This is a genomic window from Ensifer sp. GW101-20A05, from assembly GCF_059424735.1.
Window position 1 is genome coordinate 1 of the sequence record NZ_JBWKZT010000014.1, and the last position, 18,970, is coordinate 18,970.

Annotated in this window: 17 protein-coding genes and 3 pseudogenes; 9 read left to right on the forward strand and 11 right to left on the reverse strand. The window is 58.9% G+C overall.

All coding sequences use genetic code 11. The features are described from left to right. Positions 1-65: 65 nt before the first annotated feature. Positions 66-872: pseudogene (locus AC070A_RS26800) on the forward strand (bifunctional 5,10-methylenetetrahydrofolate dehydrogenase/5,10-methenyltetrahydrofolate cyclohydrolase); the annotation flags it as partial. Positions 873-890: 18 nt separating this feature from the next. Continuing rightward, positions 891-1,775: a formyltetrahydrofolate deformylase gene (purU, locus tag AC070A_RS26805; protein ID WP_113736964.1), complete on the forward strand. Its 885-nt coding sequence runs from the start codon at positions 891-893 to the stop codon at positions 1,773-1,775. A 610-nt stretch (positions 1,776-2,385) separates the two neighbouring features. On the opposite strand, the gene AC070A_RS26810 is transcribed toward purU, so the two are convergent. Further along, positions 2,386-2,595, reverse strand: coding sequence for a helix-turn-helix domain-containing protein (locus AC070A_RS26810; protein WP_492383610.1), 210 nt, complete (start codon positions 2,593-2,595; stop codon positions 2,386-2,388). A gap of 239 nt (positions 2,596-2,834) precedes the next feature. Between AC070A_RS26810 and AC070A_RS26815 the strand changes: the two are divergent. Further along, positions 2,835-3,724, forward strand: a pseudogene (locus AC070A_RS26815) (LysR family transcriptional regulator). A 120-nt stretch (positions 3,725-3,844) separates the two neighbouring features. Here the strand turns inward: AC070A_RS26815 and hmpA are convergent. Further along, on the reverse strand, positions 3,845-5,056 hold the full coding sequence (gene hmpA, locus AC070A_RS26820; protein WP_113736961.1) for an NO-inducible flavohemoprotein: 1,212 nt from the start codon (positions 5,054-5,056) through the stop codon (positions 3,845-3,847). A 24-nt stretch (positions 5,057-5,080) separates the two neighbouring features. Then, positions 5,081-5,746, reverse strand: coding sequence for a TehB-like domain-containing protein (locus tag AC070A_RS26825; RefSeq protein ID WP_162770929.1), 666 nt, complete (start codon positions 5,744-5,746; stop codon positions 5,081-5,083). Between AC070A_RS26825 and AC070A_RS26830 the strand changes: the two genes are divergently transcribed. Continuing rightward, positions 5,715-6,287, forward strand: coding sequence for an Rrf2 family transcriptional regulator (locus tag AC070A_RS26830; RefSeq protein WP_492383609.1), 573 nt, complete (start codon positions 5,715-5,717; stop codon positions 6,285-6,287). The genes AC070A_RS26825 and AC070A_RS26830 overlap by 32 nt on opposite strands. A 408-nt stretch (positions 6,288-6,695) precedes the next feature. On the opposite strand, the gene AC070A_RS26835 is transcribed toward AC070A_RS26830, so the two are convergent. Together AC070A_RS26835 and AC070A_RS26840 are read right to left on the reverse strand one after the other, a co-directional pair. Next, positions 6,696-7,103 (reverse strand): nuclear transport factor 2 family protein, encoded by a 408-nt coding sequence (locus AC070A_RS26835; protein WP_057248381.1) that lies wholly within the window; start codon positions 7,101-7,103, stop codon positions 6,696-6,698. Between the two features lie 53 nt (positions 7,104-7,156). Then, positions 7,157-8,224 (reverse strand): NAD-dependent epimerase/dehydratase family protein, encoded by a 1,068-nt coding sequence (locus AC070A_RS26840; RefSeq protein ID WP_113737303.1) that lies wholly within the window; start codon positions 8,222-8,224, stop codon positions 7,157-7,159. 56 nt (positions 8,225-8,280) lie between these two features. On the opposite strand from AC070A_RS26840, the gene AC070A_RS26845 reads away from it, so the two are divergent. Then, the gene (locus AC070A_RS26845) at positions 8,281-8,940 is read left to right on the forward strand and encodes a TetR/AcrR family transcriptional regulator (RefSeq protein WP_057248379.1); all 660 of its coding nucleotides are present in this window, start codon (positions 8,281-8,283) and stop codon (positions 8,938-8,940) included. 56 nt (positions 8,941-8,996) lie between these two features. On the opposite strand, the pseudogene AC070A_RS26850 reads toward AC070A_RS26845, so the two are convergent. From AC070A_RS26850 to AC070A_RS26860, 3 genes and pseudogenes are all read right to left on the reverse strand, one after another. Next, a pseudogene (locus tag AC070A_RS26850) lies at positions 8,997-9,317 on the reverse strand (tyrosine-type recombinase/integrase); the annotation flags it as partial. Between the two features lie 267 nt (positions 9,318-9,584). After that, positions 9,585-10,154 (reverse strand): pyridoxamine 5'-phosphate oxidase family protein, encoded by a 570-nt coding sequence (locus tag AC070A_RS26855; protein WP_113133904.1) that lies wholly within the window; start codon positions 10,152-10,154, stop codon positions 9,585-9,587. A gap of 35 nt (positions 10,155-10,189) precedes the next feature. After that, a complete protein-coding gene (locus AC070A_RS26860; RefSeq protein WP_057248378.1) occupies positions 10,190-11,161 on the reverse strand; it encodes an MBL fold metallo-hydrolase in 972 nt (323 codons plus the stop codon). Between the two features lie 137 nt (positions 11,162-11,298). Here AC070A_RS26860 and AC070A_RS26865 point away from each other — a divergent pair, with 137 nt between their 5' ends. Both AC070A_RS26865 and AC070A_RS26870 read left to right on the forward strand, forming a co-directional pair. Beyond that, on the forward strand, positions 11,299-12,195 hold the full coding sequence (locus AC070A_RS26865; RefSeq protein ID WP_057248377.1) for a LysR family transcriptional regulator: 897 nt from the start codon (positions 11,299-11,301) through the stop codon (positions 12,193-12,195). A 251-nt stretch (positions 12,196-12,446) separates the two neighbouring features. Then, positions 12,447-12,956, forward strand: a complete 510-nt coding sequence (locus AC070A_RS26870) for a GTPase domain-containing protein (protein WP_113737305.1) — start codon at positions 12,447-12,449, stop codon at positions 12,954-12,956. Positions 12,957-13,398: 442 nt separating this feature from the next. Here AC070A_RS26870 and AC070A_RS26875 read toward each other — a convergent pair whose 3' ends face one another. The 3 genes from AC070A_RS26875 to AC070A_RS26885 form a co-directional block, all read right to left on the reverse strand. Further along, a complete protein-coding gene (locus AC070A_RS26875; RefSeq protein WP_492383608.1) occupies positions 13,399-14,376 on the reverse strand; it encodes a threonine/serine dehydratase family protein in 978 nt (325 codons plus the stop codon). Further along, complete coding sequence (locus AC070A_RS26880) at positions 14,376-15,368, reverse strand: ornithine cyclodeaminase family protein (RefSeq protein WP_113737306.1); 993 nt, start codon at positions 15,366-15,368, stop codon at positions 14,376-14,378. The genes AC070A_RS26875 and AC070A_RS26880 overlap by 1 nt, the downstream gene beginning before the upstream one ends. Positions 15,369-15,821: 453 nt before the next feature. Continuing rightward, the gene (locus tag AC070A_RS26885; protein ID WP_057248375.1) at positions 15,822-16,721 is read right to left on the reverse strand and encodes a LysR family transcriptional regulator; all 900 of its coding nucleotides are present in this window, start codon (positions 16,719-16,721) and stop codon (positions 15,822-15,824) included. A 114-nt stretch (positions 16,722-16,835) separates the two neighbouring features. Here AC070A_RS26885 and AC070A_RS26890 point away from each other — a divergent pair, with 114 nt between their 5' ends. Both AC070A_RS26890 and AC070A_RS26895 read left to right on the forward strand, forming a co-directional pair. After that, complete coding sequence (locus AC070A_RS26890; RefSeq protein WP_112996351.1) at positions 16,836-17,918, forward strand: 4-oxalomesaconate tautomerase; 1,083 nt, start codon at positions 16,836-16,838, stop codon at positions 17,916-17,918. A gap of 45 nt (positions 17,919-17,963) precedes the next feature. Beyond that, positions 17,964-18,965 carry an ABC transporter substrate-binding protein gene (locus tag AC070A_RS26895; RefSeq protein ID WP_112996350.1) on the forward strand — a complete coding sequence of 334 codons (1,002 nt, stop codon included), beginning with the start codon at positions 17,964-17,966 and terminating at the stop codon, positions 18,963-18,965. Positions 18,966-18,970 lie beyond the last annotated feature (5 nt).

Below are 18,970 nucleotides of genomic sequence, written 5' to 3' on the forward strand. Positions count from 1 at the left end.
GCCCGGAAAACTACCTCGCCGCCGTAAAGCTCGTCGCAACAAGAATATGGTGCCAAAGTTTATGAGTCGACGCCGTAAAAGAAATGTCCGGACAGGTTCCGGGGCTCGCGGTCATTCTCGTCGGCGACGATCCGGCAAGCCGCGTCTACGTCGCCAACAAGCATCGCCAGACCGTTGAAGCGGGGATGAAGTCCCTGGAGTTCCGGCTTTCGGAGCAGACGACGCAAACTGAGCTCCTCGCGCTCGTCCAACGCTTGAACGATAATCGTTCGGTTCATGGGATTCTCGTTCAGCTGCCGCTGCCTGCGCAAATCGAAGCGTACACGGTCATCAATGCAATCGCCGTCGAGAAAGACGTGGACGGCTTTCATGTCCTCAATGCCGGGCGTCTTGCGACCGGGCAGGCATCGCTGGTGCCCTGCACGCCGCTCGGATCGATAATGCTTCTCAAGGACCGTCTTGGCGATTTGTCGGGCCTTCACGCCGTGGTGGTCGGTCGTAGCAACATCGTCGGCAAGCCGCTTTCACAGCTGTTGCTTGCCGAAAATTGCACCGTGACGGTCGCTCATTCGCGCAGCCGCAATTTGCCGGAGATATGCCGGAGCGCGGACATTCTGGTCGCCGCCGTCGGCAGGCCGGAAATGATCAAGGGCGACTGGATCAAGCCGGGTGCGGTCGTCATCGATGTCGGCATCAACCGGCTGAGCGACGCGGGCGGCGTGCGGCTCGTCGGCGACGTGGCGACTTCGGAGGCAGGACACGCTACCGCCATTACGCCCGTTCCCGGAGGGGTCGGGCCCATGACCATAGCCTGCCTTCTATCCAATACGCTGGAGGCGTTCAGGCAAAGCCTGGCGCCGGCCGCAACTTGACCTAGCGAGAGGACATCCATGTCGAGTTTTGCCCTGCGCGTGCGCTGCGCATCCACCCGTGGCATTGTTGCCGCCATCTCTTCCTTCCTGGCGGAAGAGCAATGCAACATCACCGACAGCGCGCAGTTCGATGACGCTGACACGGGCCAGTTCTTCATGCGTGTCAGTTTCTGCTCCGAAGGCGGACGGGAATTGGAGTCGCTGCGGGCTGGATTTCAACCGATTGCGGACCGTTTCGGAATGGAGTTCGACTTCTTTGATGAGAAGGTCAAGCGCAAGGTGATCATCATGGTCTCACGCTTCGGCCACTGCCTGAACGACCTGCTCTACCGCTGGAAGATCGGCGCGCTTCCGATCGACATCGTCGCGGTCATCTCCAATCACTTGGATTACCAGAAGGTTGTTGTGAACCACGACATTCCGTTCCACCACATCAAGGTGACGAAGGAGAGCAAAGCTCAGGCCGAGGCGGAGCAGATGCGCATCGTTGAGGAGACCGCGGCGGAGCTCGTCGTGCTCGCGCGCTATATGCAAGTGCTCTCAGATCGCATGTGCCGGGAGATGTCCGGTCGCGTAATCAACATCCATCATTCGTTCCTGCCCTCCTTCAAAGGAGCCAATCCCTACAAACAGGCCCTCGAACGCGGTGTGAAACTCATCGGCGCCACGTCCCACTACGTGACCGCAGATCTCGACGAAGGCCCGATCATCGAGCAGGACATCGTCCGCGTCACCCATAGTCAATCGAACGACGACTACGTCAGCCTTGGTCGCGACGTCGAAGCTCAGGTCCTGGCTCGGGCGATCCACGCTCACATTCACGGTCGTGTTTTCCTCAACGGTAACAAAACCGTGGTGTTTCCGCCTTCGCCTGGAAGCTACGCATCAGAGCGCATGGGGTGAGTGGGCCTCCTCGTTGCGGCGCGGACACCGAATTGATCGGGTGCCGATCACGTGGGAGGGCGATGCGATGGCTAGTATCCAAACCGGTGACAAATTGACAGGAACTCAACGGGAGATGCCAACGTCGACCCTCAGCGTCGAGGACATCAAGGTGAGAATTATCACGCGCGAGATCATCCTTCCGGCCGCCCTGAAACAGGCCATGCAGGTCCTGCTCCAGGATCCCGACCTTGTCGCATTCGGGACGGCGAAGTCTGTCGCAGTGTCGTGCTCCGTGTCGACGTCGTCTGTGCATCGCTTGGCACGGCAATGCGGATACGAAGACTTTGCGAGGATGCGCTCCGCATTTAGAAACCACCTCCTCCAACGGAGCCGAGCCTGGAAGAACTTCGAAGAATTTTTCTCTGCGACGTGACCGTTCTTGTGTCCATCCGTTCCTATGGTGCAAAAGGCATCGCCCGCCACTTCGAATCGCGAGCGTTGAGTAGAGTCGAATTTCCATTCACCCCGAGCCACTGCTCGTTGCCCACTGTTCTGTGTACGTTTCCGAGTTGTGCGTGTGGGATCGCATAATGTATCGACTGGAATGCTGTCGTTCGGGAGAGCGGCACTATTTGCTCAGTCGCACGCCAGGCCCACCACTTCCCGCGTAGTCGCCGTCGATGAATGCTATGCCGGCGCTTTCCAAGACAGAACGAATGTCAGCAACCGTGCGAGGTTTAAGCTCTTCGCCGCGTTCGAAACGCACGATCGTGTTGGTGGAGACTGTCGCTGCCTCAGCAAGCTCCTTGACGCTCATCTGAAGAGCTGTGCGAGCCATTCTGCATTGAACCGGCAACAAAATCGCCTCTCCATATCGATTTCGCCTTGACGTGGCGAATTTTGGTGAGTATTTACAACCTCGGAGCGCATTGCGCTTAGAGGTGATTCTATTCGGACTATAGCGAGCCAAAGGAGCGCGCGCGAGCGTGCGACCTGCCGCGCCTATCGTTTTTAGCAAGGCAAGGCGTCGCTGGAGACACGGCGATCGAGTTGCTCGCATTAAGCGCGGAGCACGACATGGAACTGCGCCAACTTTCGTTCTTCGTTGCGGTGGCCGAGGAGCTGCATTTCAATCGGGCGGCGGCGCGGATGTGCATCGCCCAGCCGGCGCTGAGTTCGCACATCCAGGCGCTGGAGAAGGAGCTCGGGGTGCGGTTACTCGAGCGGTCGACGCGCCGGGTCGAGCTGACGCGGGCAGGGGAGGTGTTCTACGATCGGGCCGTCCGGATCATCGGCGATGTCGGTTTGTCTATGGAGGTGGCGCGTTCGGTGGCCGGCAAGGCGGCACGCACGATCAAGATCGGAACCGTCTATCCGGCAACGACCGGCGTGCTGCCGGCGTTTCTCGCCCGCATCGGCCGGAAGTTTCCGGATGTGGCGCTGCATGTGAGAAGCGGCTCGACCTCAGACATCATCCGGTCCATCGAAAATGGCCAGATCAATCTCGGCTTCATCCGACCGGTTGAAAACATCGGCTCCTTGCGCTTCTTCTCGATCGCGCATGAGCGCTATCTCTTGGCAGTCGAAAAGAGGAGCCCGCTCGCGCTTCGAAGCGAGATCGACATTGAGGATCTGCGATCCGAGAAGATCATCGCTTTCTCCCGTCAGAACCTCTCTTACTCTGAGCGCTATTTCTCCGAGATGTTCGAGACTCATGGGTTGACCGGCAACATTGCCTATAGCTGGACGACACCTTTTCGCTGGTGTCGCTGGTCTCTGCCGGCCTCGGCATCGGCTTTGCGCCGGAATGGACGAAGGACCTGCCGAACCGCAACTTCGAGCTCAGGCCGGTGCGCGGCGTCGATCTGAAGATCGGGCTTGGTGTTGCCTGGAACAAAGAAGACCCAACGGCGGCACGGGACGACATCATCGACATCGCCCGGTCGTTGGCGCGGCCGGGACGGTGAGGTGGCGCCTGATATTCGAGCGCTGGTCTGAAAAACGAGCAGGCACTGTCCTGCGGCCGGCACTGAAAGCGGCGGCCGCAGGATCGGAGTGACGATGCCACATTTCGTTGTTCGCCGCCTTCAGGCGGCGATCAGTTCGTCGGACGGGCCAAAGAACTCGAAGTGAACCCGCTCGCTTGAAACGCCTTCTCTGGCCAGCGCCGGAACGAGGGCGCGAAGGAACGGCTTCGGTCCACAGAGATAGAATTCAGCATTTTCAATGGGCGTATTCTTGCGAAGCCACTCTGCGGTGATGAAGCCGTCGAAGTCGTGAGACAGTCCGACCGCGTCCTCAGCTGTGGGCGCGCTGTAGAAGCTGCTGATCTTGATCTTGCCATGCGCGTCGGCGAGCTGGCGAACATGCCGGTCCATGGCATGCGTCCCGCTATTCAGCGCGCCGTGGATGAAATGCGCTTCAAGGTTCGGATGCTCCTCGGCGATTGTCTCCAGGATACTGATCATCGGCGTCAGGCCAACGCCGCCCGAAAGCAACACGACCGGTTTCTCCGGCGCTTCGGGAAGGAAGAAGTCGCCGGCCGGCGGGGTCGCACTCAACACCATGCCGACGCTCGCCCGATCGTGGAGGTATCGCGATCCACCCTGTCCCTGCGCTTCCCGCTTGACCGAGATGCGGTAGAAACTATCGCTGGGACCGCTGGAGATCGAGTAGTTGCGCTTGATCTCCTGGCCGTCCAGTTGGAAGCGAAGCGTCAGATATTGGCCGGGCTTGTGGCGCGCAACGCGACCGCCATCCTTGGGCTTCAAGACAAACGAGGTGACGACATCGCTTTCGCGAACCTTCGCGTCGACGACGAAGTCTCTCCAGCCATCCCAGCCGCCCGAGCGCTTCAGCAGTTCGCCGCGGATCTCGGCTTCGCGCTCCTTGAGAATATCGGCCAGGAACCAGTAAGCCTCGCCCCATGCATTCAAGAGTTCAGGTGTCGCTGCATTTCCGAGCACATCCTCGATGGCGGCGAGAAGGGCCGTGGCCACAAAGGGATAGTGCTCGGGCAGAATATGATACCCGATGTGCTTGTGCGCGATCCGCTCGACCACGGGGCCGAGCACGGCAAGGTTATCGATGTTTTGCGCGTAGGCCACAATGGCGGCGGCAAGCGCGTTAACCTGTGAGCCGCCTTCGCCCTGATTTGCATGGTTGAACAGCTCGCGGATATGATCGTCACGGAATAGGCGGGCATACATGCTCTTCGTGATGTCCGCTCCGTGTGCCGCGAGAGCCGGGATGCTTGCCTTTACGATCTGAACGGTCTCGGGTGAGAGTGGTTTCGGCATGATCTTTCCTTTCGATGCGGTGCATCAGTGGGGGGCAGGTTGATGATCGTAGAAGTGCAATTGAAGTTTCACCGGGCCTACGATCTGGAGGTGGTGGGGCACATCCGGGGGGATGATGACCGGCGAGCGGGTGTCCGCTTCGATCACCGGCTGAGAATGAAGGTGGTAGTGGAGGCTTCCCTCAAGGACGGTGAGCTTCGCCCAGGTCTGCGGCCGCAGCCTGTGAAACTGCAGGAGCGGTTCGGGGACCGTGTCTTCGTCGAAAACCGGTGTGCTCCTATAGGGCCGTGAGGCAAGCTCAAGCGGTCTGGCCGGCGGGACTGCGTGGTCCGATCCAAACAGGGCGGACGACAAACGCGAAGCAATTCTGATGGCCCTTGACTGGATCTCGGCAGCAACCTCCGGCGACAGGGCGTCTGAAGTGACCTTCCTCCAACGCGTCAACCAGCGCTCGAACATGCCCGGGTGGATGCGTTCAAGGTGGATCAAGTGCATTGCCACCGGATTGCCCTTGTAACGGCCGGTGGACATCATCATCGACCCCCAGAATGCCGTCATGCGCTCGAGATGGTCGTCCCAATCTGTTACGGCCGCGAAGCCAGCGTTCAAGACCTGGTCGGATCGCGCTTCGGCGTAGAAACGTTCAACGACCGTTCGGATGTCTGTTTCGGTTATCGCTTGCGAGCTCATCGCAAATCCGCCCTTAAACATGTATCTCAGATGCATCTATTTATTCGAGAACAAAGATGCTAATCAAATGCATGTTTTTGGATTGGACTATTTGACGCAGACCCCGATGAGGCTCACCAAATATACCGACTACGCAATGCGATTGATGATCTATTTGGGATCACGGCCATCGGGGCTTAGCTCGATCCGGGAGATATCGGACACGTTCTCTGTCTCGCAAAACCATATGATGAAGGTTGTTCAGGACCTTGCGAACGCTGAGTTCCTGGAGTCCGTGCGCGGTCGCAATGGCGGCATACGCCTCGCGAGGCCGACGAACGAGATCAATCTCGGCGCCCTGCTTCGGCATACTGAAGGGCTGACGGATTTGATAGATTGCCACGGCTGTCGTATCGCGCCCGCCTGCGCCTTGCCGAGCGTGCTTTCGGAAGCCACAGCCGCCTTTGTGGCGGTTTTCGACAAATACACGCTCGCCGATCTCGTGGGCAAGCGTTCGGCGCTCGGCGAGCTTTTGGGCTTCGGGGAGCATTCGTCGCGGTGAGGTTATGTCGTGGCCCTTCGAAGACGCGGCCATTCTCCTTGCCTACCCTCGCAGGTGATCGCGGGCGGGTCGCGATTGAAACTCCCGGATAGCGAGGGGAGAGCGCCAAACAGGCCAAGTTCATGTCTTGCGGAATGAACCTTTAACAGCGGGAATAATAACTGGGTCATTAGTTCTGATCCCATCAAGGGATTGAAAGTCGGCTTTGGGGCCGCTTGCTGACAGTCTGCTTCGGAGCAGCGTCCGGCAGAAAACTGCCGTTCAGTAAGCGACCGCAATTCGGCCATTCGCTCTCCAAAAACGTAGACCCCAAAGCTGCTTGCAATTACCTAAATGGCCGATTTGTCTGCGTAGACGGCTTGACGGTCTGCACTAAACTTCAGGCCCCTGTCGTGGCTGCGGCACCGACTATCCGCTGATGCTGGTCGCCTGAGACCAGACGACCATCCATTGGCCATCACGCTGTTCGTAGACGTCGGTGTGCCAGTAATCACTGAGAGGGACTTTGTGCCCACTGAACAAGACCTCCAACTGGGCGCGATATCGGATGACCGCAGCGGTGTCGTACAGGCGCACCGCAATGTCGGCAGGCTCCCAGGTCAGGTATCGAATTTTGCCCAATGCGATAGACCCCAGATACTCGTCTTTGGAAAGGGCCACGCCGATTGGCGTGATCAATTGAAAGTCTGGTGCGTGAAGCTTTCTTGCACGGTCGAGATCAGCGACGACGAGGGCGCGCAGTCTGGCGCGTTCCGTTTCACGCAAAAACTCTATTGTGCTGGAGGTTTCGACAGTATCGGGGGATCGGGTCGTCATGGTATTCTCCAATTGAAAAAGGCGAGATCGCTCGATCTCTAAATAAGTGACGACTATACGGAGGCTGCGGCGGTCGGCGGCATGGCTGCGATCAAGCCCAAGTCAATCAGGCTCTGGGCGCTAGCCCGTATAGCCTCTTCCTCTGAGCGCGACCGCCAGTTCAGGACATGCCGGGCCTTTGCTGCGCTGACACTCAGGTCACGATTGAGTTCATGAACGATGGTTCGTGCATGGGGGTCGGATTCCGCCATCGCCCTAACCACCTCATCGGGAACTTCACCTGAAGGAAGCCGTGAGACGTACTCTGGGAAGGACGCAGCCAGGACAGCTACCAAATCCTTGAGCCAGAAAAAGCGCCCGCCAACGATAAACCTTTGATCTTTGGCTTCGGGCTGCGTCATCGCCAGCAGGTGAGCCCGCGCCACATCGCGCACATCCACCACTGAGAAACCAAACCGTGGAATACCTTGGAATTGTCCTGTCATCAGATGATGGATCAGTCCCACGGATGTCCCGAAATTCGCTCCGAGCAACGGCCCCAGGATCATGCTCGGGTTAATGACAGTCAGTTCGAGCCCTACGTCGCGCGCAAAGGCCCAGGCAGCACGCTCAGTCAAAGTTTTTGACTGGTAATAGGGCGTTGCCCGCGGACCGTTCGGGTCAGTCCAATTTTCTTCGGTGAAGGGGGCCTGCCCGTCGCCATGGTTGGTGGCACCTATCGAGGATGTGAGGACCACCCGCTCGACGCGCGCGTTGTGCGCCGCAAGGAGTACCCGCAAAGCGCCCTCACGGGCGGTCTGGATCAAAGCGTCCGTATTTTCCGGAAACCCAGGAGGAAAGGGAGACGCGGTATGAATGACATAACGACAGCTTTCGACAGCTGCAGGCCAGCCATCGTCGCTATCAAGATCTGCCTGCACGAAGCTGAGCCGCTCCAGAGCATCCTTGCCAATATGAGCGACAAGCAGACGTCGCACGCTGTCACTTTTTTCGATGTGGCGCAGACTACCGCGCACACGATAGCCTTGCTTAAGCAACTGAAAGGCGACGTGCCCGGCGAGAAACCCACCAATGCCGGTAACCAGCACCGCTGCATTTGCAGCGTTCGTCTCTGTTTTCATCGAATGTCCTTCTGACCGCATCAGTCGGTCATACCGATTAGACACTTGAACCCTAAATGTCCAATCGTCTTTTGACAGTCTGGACTGAAGGTGTCAATCTGCCCATCATGCAGCCCGACCAAAAAATAACCCTGATCCTGGACGCAGCCTTGCCGGTGTTTGTACGCTTTGGCTTTCGCAAGACGTCAATGGCGGACATTGCCCGTGCGGCGTCGATCTCGCGCGCCTCGCTCTATTTGAGCTTCAGCAGCAAGGAAGAGCTGTTTCGGGCCGGTTCAGTTCGCGCCCACGCCAAGGCCTTGGATGAAGTGGCAGCGGTGCTGGCGAGCGACGGGTGTGCCTTTGATCGCATTGCCAAGGCCATGGCGGTTTTTCAGCGGGAGTTGATTGCGCCATTTGGCGGCAGCGCTGATGCAGATGAGCTATTTGCCGCCAACGTGGCCTTGGCGGCCGATATTACGCTCGACGCGCGCCAGAAGCTTTTGAACCTGCTGACGCAAACCATATTGGCTGCTGCGCAGAAGGGCGAAATCGATCTTGAACCTCTGCAAGTGCCACCTGCGCAGCTGGCCAATCTCATTGTCGCTGCCATGGATGGGATCAAGCACGCCCAAGGCGGCGGTTCCAGCCTTCAAGACGGCATGAAACTCTTCATGCGCCTCCTTCGACTGGCCGTAGCCGCCGTTCCGCTCCCCACCCCAAATCGGATCTCGTGAATGAAGAACCAGCCGACGAAGCGGTCATCCGTTTTGAGCGAATGACCGTTCCATGTTCATATTTCGGTTCGCTCAGCCAAAAGCAACGCATCCTCGATGTCCATACCGAGACATCGGACCGTGTTCTCGATCTTGGTGTGCCCGAGCATTATCTGGATGGCGCGCAGGTTGCCGGTTGCCTTGTAGATCATGGCCGCTTTCGTTCTTCGCAGCGAGTGCGTGCCATAGTCCGATGCTCGAAGCCCAATCGCTGTGACCCATTCATCAACCAGACGGGCGTACTGTCGCGTGCTCATGTGCCGCGAGTGATCGACCCGACTTGGGAAAGCGTATTCATCGACGGTGCCACCGCGTCTCTCAAGCCACGCCAATAGGCTGGCCGACCGTCTCCCCGCATTCCATGCGGCACGGCCGCGGGCTGCAGCATCATATCGAGAGTTTCCCATTTCATTTCTCCTTGGCCTTAATTGGCCGAAAGAGAAACGATTGAGGCTGGCAGCCCTCGGGCCGCAAGCGGACCAGCGGCTTTCGTGCTGCAACGCTTTTAAGCCGCCAATCCGGCATGTATCTATTGCCTTGAGGGGGCATGACCATCCGGCTGGTCAATGGCCTGGAAGCCTTTACTGAGGAAAAACAACATCTGGTTACTCCAATCGCCAACGCTCCAGCTCAGCCAGAGTGAAGCGCGGCGTAATGTGCTGCGGGCAGTTCCAGTCGAACGCCTCCACCGCGATGAGGACGAGACGCTCCACCCGAGCGGGATAGTCGGGTACGGTCAGCTTTTTCGCCAGCACCGGATCGTCTTCTGCATCGATGACGCGCATGTGACCATAGATTTTCAGGCGCCGCCGGTGCGCGTAGTCCATCAGAAACAGGGAGACGCGGTCATTGGCGCTGACATTGCCTGTCGTGATGTATTGCCGGTTACCGCGAAAATCCGCAAAGCCCAGCATCGATGCGTCAACCGTGGTGAGAAAGCCCGCAGGCCCACCACGGTACTGGACGTAGGGCCAGCCGGTCTCCGAGACACTGGCAAGATAAAAACCGTCGCGCGCACCGATGAAGGCCGTTTCTGCCGGACCGAGGCGCTGGCTCTGCGCAGTTTCGTCTGCGTGAGCGCGCGCGATCCGCGCCCACTGCTCCGCGCTGCCATAGTGCTCCTGTGCGGCCGCTACGGAGGGCGTCGTGGCGATACTGAGATATCTGCTGCTCATTCCGTTCCTAACTTTCTAGAGCGCCGGAGCTAACTTCAATCCTGCAAGGCCCAGTCCGCCACCTCCCAGCGCATCTGCCCACGGTCGGCGACGACACGGCCGAGCCCTGGGAAGGGCATGTGCGTGGCGGCGATGAGTGCGCCTTCCGAAGCGGCGCGAGGGAAAAAGCGGTCGCGCATTGCCTTGGCCGCTGCACGGTCCTGCTCGAACAGGAAGAACACGTCGGTCGCCCCCGGATGCACGACCGGAAAGATCATGTCCGAGACCATGATGAGGCTCTTCCCGTCATCCTCGACCCGCACGCCGATATGGCCGGGTGTATGGCCGGTCAGGTCGACAATTGAGACGCCGCGCACAATTTCGCGTTCTCCGTCAATCGCCTGGAGTTTCGGGTAGAGGCGCACCACCTCCTCCGCCATCTTAAAGCTGGTTTGCAGATAGTCGGGCGCGCCGCTGCGCTTGGCCGGGTCGGTCCAATGGGTGACGTCGCGACGATCGATGTAGAGCTCCGCCTTTGGGTAGTTGTTCTTGCCTCCGGCGATCAGACCGCCCATGTGGTCCTGATGCATATGCGTTACGATCACCGCGTCGATCTGGTCAAGCTGCAGGCCAAGCGCACCGAGCGCCTGCGGCAGTTTGCCGGTCTGCCCGATCGAGCCCGCTGCACCGGCATCGATCAGGATGCGGCGCTCACCATCATCGATGAGATACTGGTTGAAGAGGAACCGCACCCCACTCGGCCGGGCGGTGAACTGAGCGACTGCCGCCTGCTCCACCTCGGCCGGAGCGCGTCCCGGAAAATAGTCGAAGGGCATATCGGCGTACCCGTCTGTCAGCGCCGTCACCGTGAAGCGACCGATGCGGATCTGCGCCAGCGGCGTAATGCTGACCGGCGTTTTGGCGGTATTCTGCGCGGCGGCAGGGGCCGGTGCGCCACTGATCAGTCCTCCCCCAAGGAGGCCGAGAGGAAGAGCGCTGGCAAAGGCACGACGTGAAAGTTGAGGCATGACGTCTTTCTCCTGATCATTGGCAATACGGGGAGCCGGCCGGCGTCCCCTGGATCGACGCAAAAGCTAGGATATCCGAAACCAATAGGGTATCCTGCCATTTCAGGAACTTTCCTCTCAGTTTCCGGAAGGATACGATGGATCGGTTTGAAGCGATGTCGGTGCTGCTGGCGGTGGTGGACGCCGGCAGCCTCTCGGCTGGATCGCGGCGATTGCATGCACCGCTCGCCACGGTCAGCCGCAGGGTCGCGGATCTTGAAAAACACCTTGGCGTGCGCCTGGTCCTGCGCACCCGCCGCGGCCTCTCCTTGACGGATGAGGGGCGCAGCTTCGTCGCCGCGTCACGTCGTATTCTGGAGGAACTGGACGCGGCAGAGCGGCAGGCCAGCGGCGACTATGGCGCGCTGCGTGGAGGGCTGCACGTGACCGCACCGATTGCCTTCGGCGAGCGCCATCTGCTGCCAATAGCTCTGGAGTTCCTGAAGGAGCAACCCGATATCAACCTGCGTCTGACCCTCGCCGATCGGCAGCTAAGTCTGGCAGACGAGCACGTCGATGTGGCCCTGCGGATCGGACACTTGGCGGACAGCGCGCTTATCGCAACGCGCGTCGGCGCCGTCCGACGGGTGATCTGCGCGAGCCCCGACTATCTTGCCCGCCGAGGCGTTCCGCTTCAGCCGGAAGACCTCAGCCACCATGACGGCATAAGCTTTCAGGGCTTTGCGACCGCGCCGGAATGGCGCTACCGCCGGGACGGCGCGGCCTTTGCCATCGAGCCGCGCCCCAAATTCGCGGTCAATACGACGGAGGCTGCCATTCAGGCTGCAATAGCCGGTATCGGCATTATCCGCGTGCTGTCTTACCAGATCTCCGATCAGTTGCGCTCCGGCGCTCTGCACGAATTGCTGACGGACTTTGCACCGGAACCGCTACCTGTGAACGTTATCCATGGACCAGCCGATCCCCTGCCGCTGAAGGTGCGGTGCTTCCTCGACTGGATCGTCCCAAGCCTACGCGCGCAGCTGGCTTACTAGCGTCCCGCTTCAGGCGCACCACCGTTGATGGCAGTGAGGCGCACCGGGGCGAATGCTGCAAGATGCGGTTGTCCTTCCCTAAGCGCCTAACATGTCTATGCTCCGCAGCGCATCCTCAATATCTCCTTCGGCCAAGGTTAGGCCGCTTGGAAAACGTATGTGAGCGGTGAGAGGGGCCGTCATTTCTTTGGCGAAGCGTTCCCAGGTAGGGTGTCTTTTCACCAGATCGAAGTCCACGATAAGCGGCGACTATGGGAATCAAAAACTATCTGATCGAAGGCGGTTCCGGCACTGGGAAAACGTCTGTCGCTACCGAACTGGAGCGGCGGGGCCACCATGTCGTCCATGGTGATCGGGTCTTGGCCTATGTCGGCGACCCCGAGACGGGCCAGGCACTCACAGGGCCACCCGAAGGCGCGGACCGCATTGTTTGGGGATACGCCCACTGGATCTGGCGCGTCGACAAGGTCCGCGCTATTGCTGCCGACACCACCCATCCCGCCACCTTCTTCTGTGGCGGCTCGCGCAATTTCCACAAATTCCTGGACCTTTTCGACAAGGTTTTCGTGCTCGATATAGACGTTGAGACCTTGAACCGACGATTGGATGGGCGGCCAAATGAGCCGGGCTTCGAGCCGGCCGAGCGGACGCTGGTGATCCGTTACCATCATACCCGGGAATATCTTCCCATCGGCATCAATATCGACACGACGGGTACCGTCCCAAGTGTCGTCGACGATATCCTCGCTCAACTCACCTGATGCCCTGAAAGTATTGAGAATGGGACGGAAAGCACTCGATTATTGCGGGAACGCTAGCCGCCTGAACGGCTCACAGGCGGCATTATCGCTTTCGTGGTCGACCGGCAGCTCTCAGAACGAGAAACCGGCTGTCTTAACGACCGACAAGGGGACGCAAAGCGGAAACCATTTCCACTTTGGGGCCGGTTGCGGATTGGCGGGTTCTGGGAGCCGACCTACCAAAGCGGTCGTTCCCGCGTCTTGGGCGAGCCTTAACTTTTGGCCCGAAGACGACCTTTAGCTTCGCTGCTCTCGACGGGGGTAGCGGGTGGAGAGCGGTCGTCGCCAAGCGGATCCCCGTATGACGTGTTCGGGCCGCATTCCGGACGGGCGGATTCCTGGCGATGAGGACCGCAAAAGGTTAACTGCGGCCGGGTGGTGAACTGACCGAAGCTGGAACTGATTACCCCGCTACATTGTATATCTCGGCAAGGTCGCGTAAATCCCAATTCCCGCCAGACAACACCGCGCAGACTTTTTCATCGGGGTTGACGTCTATGCTGCCCGCCAACAGTGCTCCGACGCCAATCGAGGCAGCTGGTTCAGCGATCAATTTCGCATCCTTGGCAAGAGCACGCATCCCGGCGATGATGTGCTCGTCTTCAACAAGAACAATCTCGTCCACATACTTTTCGATAATCGGATAGGGGTTTTGACCCGGAACGCTTATCCTCAAGCCATCCGCAATTGTGTTCTTCAAGGGAAGCGATGTGCGCTCCTTGTTTATCCGGCTGTGAAAATACTTCGGTGTCAAGGCAGGCTCTGCCCCGATAACGCGCACCGATGGTTTCGTTTCTTTGATGGCGGTAGCGATACCCGAGATTAGCCCGCCGCCGCCTATGGGAACGATGACCGTATCTACATCGTCCAGGTCCTGCAGTATTTCGCACCCGATCGTTCCCTGACCGGCCATCACGATGGGGTCCTCAAAAGCGTGAACAGCCGCGTATTTGTTTTCTGCAGCGATCTCATACACCCTTTTCCATCTGGCGGCGGTGTCGCCATCGAAAAGAATGACTTCTGCCCCGAGGGCCTTTGTGTTTTCGATCTTGATTTTGGGCGTGGTGACCGGAAGGATCAATATCGCTTTTACGTCCAGCATCCTGGCGGCATAAGCAAGCCCTTGGGCATGATTGCCCGACGACGTCGCGATAATGCCGTTTGCGATCTCTTCTCTCGAGAGCGAGAGAGCCTTGTTCAGGGCGCCGCGGATCTTGAAGGCGCCAGTAATCTGCAGGGTTTCCGGTTTGAGATATAGCTGACAACCAGCGGCTTTCTCTATTTTGTCCGCACGTAGTAGCGGCGTGTGCCTGACGTGCGGTTTCAGCCGTTCCTGAGCTTCACGGATATCCTGAATGGTGGGGTAATTGCGCATGGTCATTACTCAACGAACTGAAAGAACGTGCCGACGTTATTGGCTATGGCGTTCTGATAGATTTTGCTGGCAGTCGTATTGTCTTGTATGGCCATGCCCGTGGAATCGAAAATCGTGATTTCGTCGTCACTTTCTCGTCCCGGCTTCCTTCCCAACAATACCTCGCCGATTTCGCCATGGATGTCGTCCTTGGTGATGATGTTTTTATTCAGCGGGTGCCAGGTCTCGCCCTTTTCGGCGCACTGCGCAATTGAGTCGACGAGTACTTTTGCGCTCCTGAATATCTCTGGATCCAGTTCTTGTTTACCTTGTTGATCTGTACCGATTGCCACGATGTGGGTGCCGGGCTTCACCCAATCCGCTTCCACAAGCGACCCTTTCCCGCGGGTCGTCGTAATCAGGATATCGGCCTGCTCAACGGCTTCTTTTTTTGAATTTGCTGCAATTACAGGAATGCTGAACTCGCTTTCGATATCGGTCTTGTATTTGGAAAGCGTATCCGGGTTACTGTCCCACGCGTGGATCTTTTCAATGTTCATGATCTCGTTGACTGCCCGGATTTGCATTCTTGCCTGATTTCCGGTTCCGATCGATGCGATCGTCCTGGCGTTCTTCCTCGCCAGGGCTTTGACGGAAACGGCTCCAGCCGCCCCGGTTCTGAGACCGAGGATCAAGCTTCCATCCATAATGCAAATCAACGCACCGCTCCTGGCATCAAACAGGAGAATGGTCGCCATGCCATTGGGCACGCCGTGTGCTGTCGGGTTATCAATGAACCCTCCAGAAGACGCCTTCATGGAGATCATTTCGTTGGCTTTGTAGTAACCAAGCTTGAAGTCAATCTCCCCCCGAGGCGACGGGAGATCTATTCCGATATAGTCAGGTTGTTCCACCTGATCACTGTTAAAGCCTTTGTAAGCCTCTTCCACCGCGCCGATGACTTCCGCCATGCCGATTAGCTGCCTTACTTCATCCTTCTTGAGCAGCCGCGTTTTCATGCATGACCTCTCTATTGCCGGATTCCTGGGACGCATCGGCACAGCCCGATCCGTGCCGCAATCACCATAGCGGGCGAACGGCGAGACTAGCGCCCGCATTCGCCCCGACCTGAAGCAGATTGTTTTGAATCGCATAGGGGCCTTGGCAGAGAGTTGCGGCAGGAGTTCTTCCGAGCTTAGTCGCCAGCGCGTAGGCTTCGCCGCGCACGACAAGGATAAGTTCAAAGGCCAGACGGCGATTGCAGGGAAGGCGCTGGAAACGGATAGACGCACGTGACCGGTTTCCGCAACGCACTGCAGCCTTTCCGCATCGCGTACAGAACTGGCCGCTTGGGGTCGAATTGCGGCAGAGCGCTTCTTCGCGCTCCGAATGCAGGCGAGTCCCATCATGTGCTGGAACGATCAAGGTACTCCACGACTGCGGTGTTCACCTAAGCCGTAAGGGGCTCGCCTTCAATTACTGCCCCATACGCCCATCAGCATCTTGAGAAACCTTTCCGCGGCCGGAGACAGGATGCCGCCCCGACGGCGGACCACCCCGATGGTACGCGATATCGCGGGATCGCCAATGGGGCGTGTGATCAAGAATGGATGGTCACCCTGCGGGGTCGCCATGCGCGGCAGGACCGAAATTCCGAGGCCGGCCTCCACCAGACCGAGGGAGGTGGACAGATGGGTCACCTCGTAAAACCAACGCAGCTTGATATTCGATTTTGCCAGTGCTGCGTCGAGCAAGGTTCGGTTGCCGCTAGATCGATGAACGGTAATCAGATGGTAAGGCTCGAGGTCTGCCCAGCCGACCGAGGGTTTGGCGGCAAGAGGGTGATCCTTGCGCGCTGCCAGCACGAAAGGATCTTCCACGAGCCGGTCAAAGATCAAGTCCGGATCCGATGTGCCTATGATATTGATGCCGAACTCCACCTCGCCGCGTGCCACGGCCCGGAGGCCGTCGGTCGCCGGCAGGTCGAGGATGCGAAAGCTTATGTTGGGATATTCCTCGTTGAACTGGCGAATGACGGTGGGTAGAAAGTAAAATGCTGCGGTTGGGAGGCAGGCGATCGTCACCAATCCGCCTCGATTGGTACCAACGTCGCGTACGGCGAACAAGGAGCCGTCGAATTCCTCCAACATGCGTCGGACAAGAGGAATTAGTTCTGCCCCGAGGGCCGTCGCCGACACATGCCTCGTCGTTCGCTCCAGGAGCGGTGCTCCGATCGCCTGCTCCAGCTTCTGGATCCGTCGGCTCAACGCCGGCTGCGACAGGTGCAGCGCATCGGCGGCGCGATGAAAGCTCTCCAGCTCTACCACGGTCAGAAAGGCTCGAAGATCAAGGATCTCGCAATTAATGTTCATCTTGCATCAATTTCCCGATTCTTAGCATTTCACAAATCAACCGTACTTCCGATAATTGGATCAAATAGGCCGGATTGATACGGCGATGACATAATTCCAATGGAAGCACAAGCGATGAACGACCTACTGGCGATCCCTTGCGTCCTGATGAGAGGCGGCACTTCAAAAGGTCCGTTCTTCCTGGCAAACGATCTTCCCGCGGAGGCGAGCGAGCGGGACAAGATCCTGCTGTCCGTCATGGGTTCGGGTCACCCGTTGCAGATCGATGGCATCGGCGGCGGCAACCCGGTGACGAGCAAAGTGGCCATCGTCGGACCTGCCACCATCCCCGGTGCGGACGTGGATTACCTCTTTGCGCAGGTGCGGGTCGACCAACAGCTCGTCGACACGTCACCGAACTGCGGCAACATGCTTGCTGCGGTTGGCCCTTTCGCCATCGAGGCGGGTCTCGTTCCGGCCCGAGGCGAAACGACGCTCGTCCGGATCCATAACGTCAATACCGGCAAGATGATCGAAGCCGACGTTCCCACGCCGAATGGCAACGTCTCCTATCTCGGCGAAGCGGCGATCGACGGTGTACCGGGCAGCGCAGCGCCGATCGCCCTGACCTTCATGGACGCAGCCGGCGCGCGTACCGGACAGCTTTTCCCCACCGGCAATCCGATCGATTGCATCGACGGTGTGGCTGTCACATGCATCGATTGCGCCATGCCGATGATGTTGATCGAGGCAGGCGCGGTCGGCGCAACAGGCTTCGAGTCAGCGGCTGAACTCAATGCTGATAAGGAATTGCTGGGAAGGCTGGAAAAGCTGCGCATCGCTGCCGGAGAACGGATGGGCCTTGGCGACGTGCGGAACCAGGTGACCCCGAAGCCGGTGCTCATTTCCCGGCCAACGTCGGGAGGCGACATCAGCGTACGGTATTTCATGCCGCACCAATGTCATCCTTCGCTGGCGACGACTGGGGCCGTGGGGATTGCCACCGCCTCCATAAATGAAGGCACCGTTGCTTCCCTTCTCGTCGGCACGCGCAAAGCGCCGGTGGTGTTGTCGATTGAACACCCGAGCGGCCACCTGGACGTCAAACTTCATGAAAGGGACGGCAAGGTCGTTGCCGGCATCCTTCGCACCGCCCGCCGGCTGTTCGAAGGACACGTCTTCGCAAAACCTGTCTCGCAACTGGGTTGCGCGGCATAATGATCGTGGCCGCCGGGAGGGCGCCACCAACAGGAGGAGAATACCATGCGCAAGCTCATGCTCGCCCTCGCGGCAACCGTCGCCTTTGCCGGTTCGGCGTTGGCGGATCCCGTCCGCATCAGCGTCGGTTCTTATAATCTCAACAATCTTCCCTTTCCGGTTGCCCAGGGTCTCGGCCTTTATGAGAAGGAGGGCCTGGAGGTGACGGTAGAGAACTTTGCGTCGGGCGGCTCGAAGACGCTCCAGGCGCTCGTTGCCGGCTCGACGGATATCGCCGTCGGCTTCTACGACCATACGATCCAGATGCAATCTCAGAAGAAGGCCGTCGTGGCCTTTGTGCAGCTCGCCCGCAATTCCGGGCTGGTGCTGGCTGGTGGCAAGGACAGCACGTTCGACCCGGCAAAGCCGGAAACGATCAAGGGCGCGAAAATCGGGATCACTTCGCCGGGCTCGTCTTCCGATTTCTTCGTCCGCTACTACCTGCAGCGCAACGGCTTGTCCGCGGACGACGTCTCGCTGATCGGCGTCGGCTCCGGGTCTGCCGCCGTGGCGGGCCTTGAACAGGGCAAGGTCGACCTCCTCGTCAACTACGACCCGGCAGCGACCTTCATCGAGGCCAAGGGCGTCGGCAAGATCTTGATCGACGGGCGCAGCGACGACGGTGCCAAGGCGATCTATGGCGGGATTTACCCAACCTCCGTCCTCTATGCCACGCAGAGCTATATCGATGAAAATCCGGAGACCATCCAGAAGGTCACGAATGCGACGGTCAAAGCGCTCGAGTGGATGAATAGCCACTCCGCGGAAGAGATCGTCGACAAGCTCCCGAAGGAATTCATCTCCGGCGATCGTGACACCTACGTCAAGGCGGTCGAGAACGCGAAGGCGATCTTTTCAAAGGACGGCCGTATCAACGAGGAGGATATCAAGACTCCGCTCGCCGTCCTGAAGAGCTTCAACGAAAAAGTCGCCGCGGCCGAAATCGACCTTACGAAAACCTACACCAACGAGTTCGTCGGCAAGGTCCCGAACGTCGCCGCCAACTGACAGGA

Excerpts from the sequence above, each read along its gene's own strand:
- AC070A_RS26845 (WP_057248379.1), top strand. The coding sequence starts at position 8,281 with ATGTCCAATCGTCTTTTGACAGTCTGGACTGAAGGTGTCAATCTGCCC.
- hmpA (WP_113736961.1), bottom strand. The coding sequence starts at position 5,056 with ATGCCGAAACCACTCTCACCCGAGACCGTTCAGATCGTAAAGGCAAGC.
- AC070A_RS26810 (WP_492383610.1), bottom strand. The coding sequence starts at position 2,595 with ATGGCTCGCACAGCTCTTCAGATGAGCGTCAAGGAGCTTGCTGAGGCA.
- AC070A_RS26870 (WP_113737305.1), top strand. The coding sequence starts at position 12,447 with ATGGGAATCAAAAACTATCTGATCGAAGGCGGTTCCGGCACTGGGAAA.
- AC070A_RS26855 (WP_113133904.1), bottom strand. The coding sequence starts at position 10,154 with ATGAGCAGCAGATATCTCAGTATCGCCACGACGCCCTCCGTAGCGGCC.
- AC070A_RS26860 (WP_057248378.1), bottom strand. The coding sequence starts at position 11,161 with ATGCCTCAACTTTCACGTCGTGCCTTTGCCAGCGCTCTTCCTCTCGGC.
- AC070A_RS26840 (WP_113737303.1), bottom strand. The coding sequence starts at position 8,224 with ATGAAAACAGAGACGAACGCTGCAAATGCAGCGGTGCTGGTTACCGGC.
- AC070A_RS26885 (WP_057248375.1), bottom strand. The coding sequence starts at position 16,721 with ATGAACATTAATTGCGAGATCCTTGATCTTCGAGCCTTTCTGACCGTG.
- AC070A_RS26835 (WP_057248381.1), bottom strand. The coding sequence starts at position 7,103 with ATGACGACCCGATCCCCCGATACTGTCGAAACCTCCAGCACAATAGAG.
- AC070A_RS26865 (WP_057248377.1), top strand. The coding sequence starts at position 11,299 with ATGGATCGGTTTGAAGCGATGTCGGTGCTGCTGGCGGTGGTGGACGCC.
- purU (WP_113736964.1), top strand. The coding sequence starts at position 891 with ATGTCGAGTTTTGCCCTGCGCGTGCGCTGCGCATCCACCCGTGGCATT.
- AC070A_RS26890 (WP_112996351.1), top strand. The coding sequence starts at position 16,836 with ATGAACGACCTACTGGCGATCCCTTGCGTCCTGATGAGAGGCGGCACT.
- AC070A_RS26875 (WP_492383608.1), bottom strand. The coding sequence starts at position 14,376 with ATGACCATGCGCAATTACCCCACCATTCAGGATATCCGTGAAGCTCAG.
- AC070A_RS26880 (WP_113737306.1), bottom strand. The coding sequence starts at position 15,368 with ATGAAAACGCGGCTGCTCAAGAAGGATGAAGTAAGGCAGCTAATCGGC.
- AC070A_RS26895 (WP_112996350.1), top strand. The coding sequence starts at position 17,964 with ATGCGCAAGCTCATGCTCGCCCTCGCGGCAACCGTCGCCTTTGCCGGT.
- AC070A_RS26825 (WP_162770929.1), bottom strand. The coding sequence starts at position 5,746 with ATGAGCTCGCAAGCGATAACCGAAACAGACATCCGAACGGTCGTTGAA.
- AC070A_RS26830 (WP_492383609.1), top strand. The coding sequence starts at position 5,715 with ATGTCTGTTTCGGTTATCGCTTGCGAGCTCATCGCAAATCCGCCCTTA.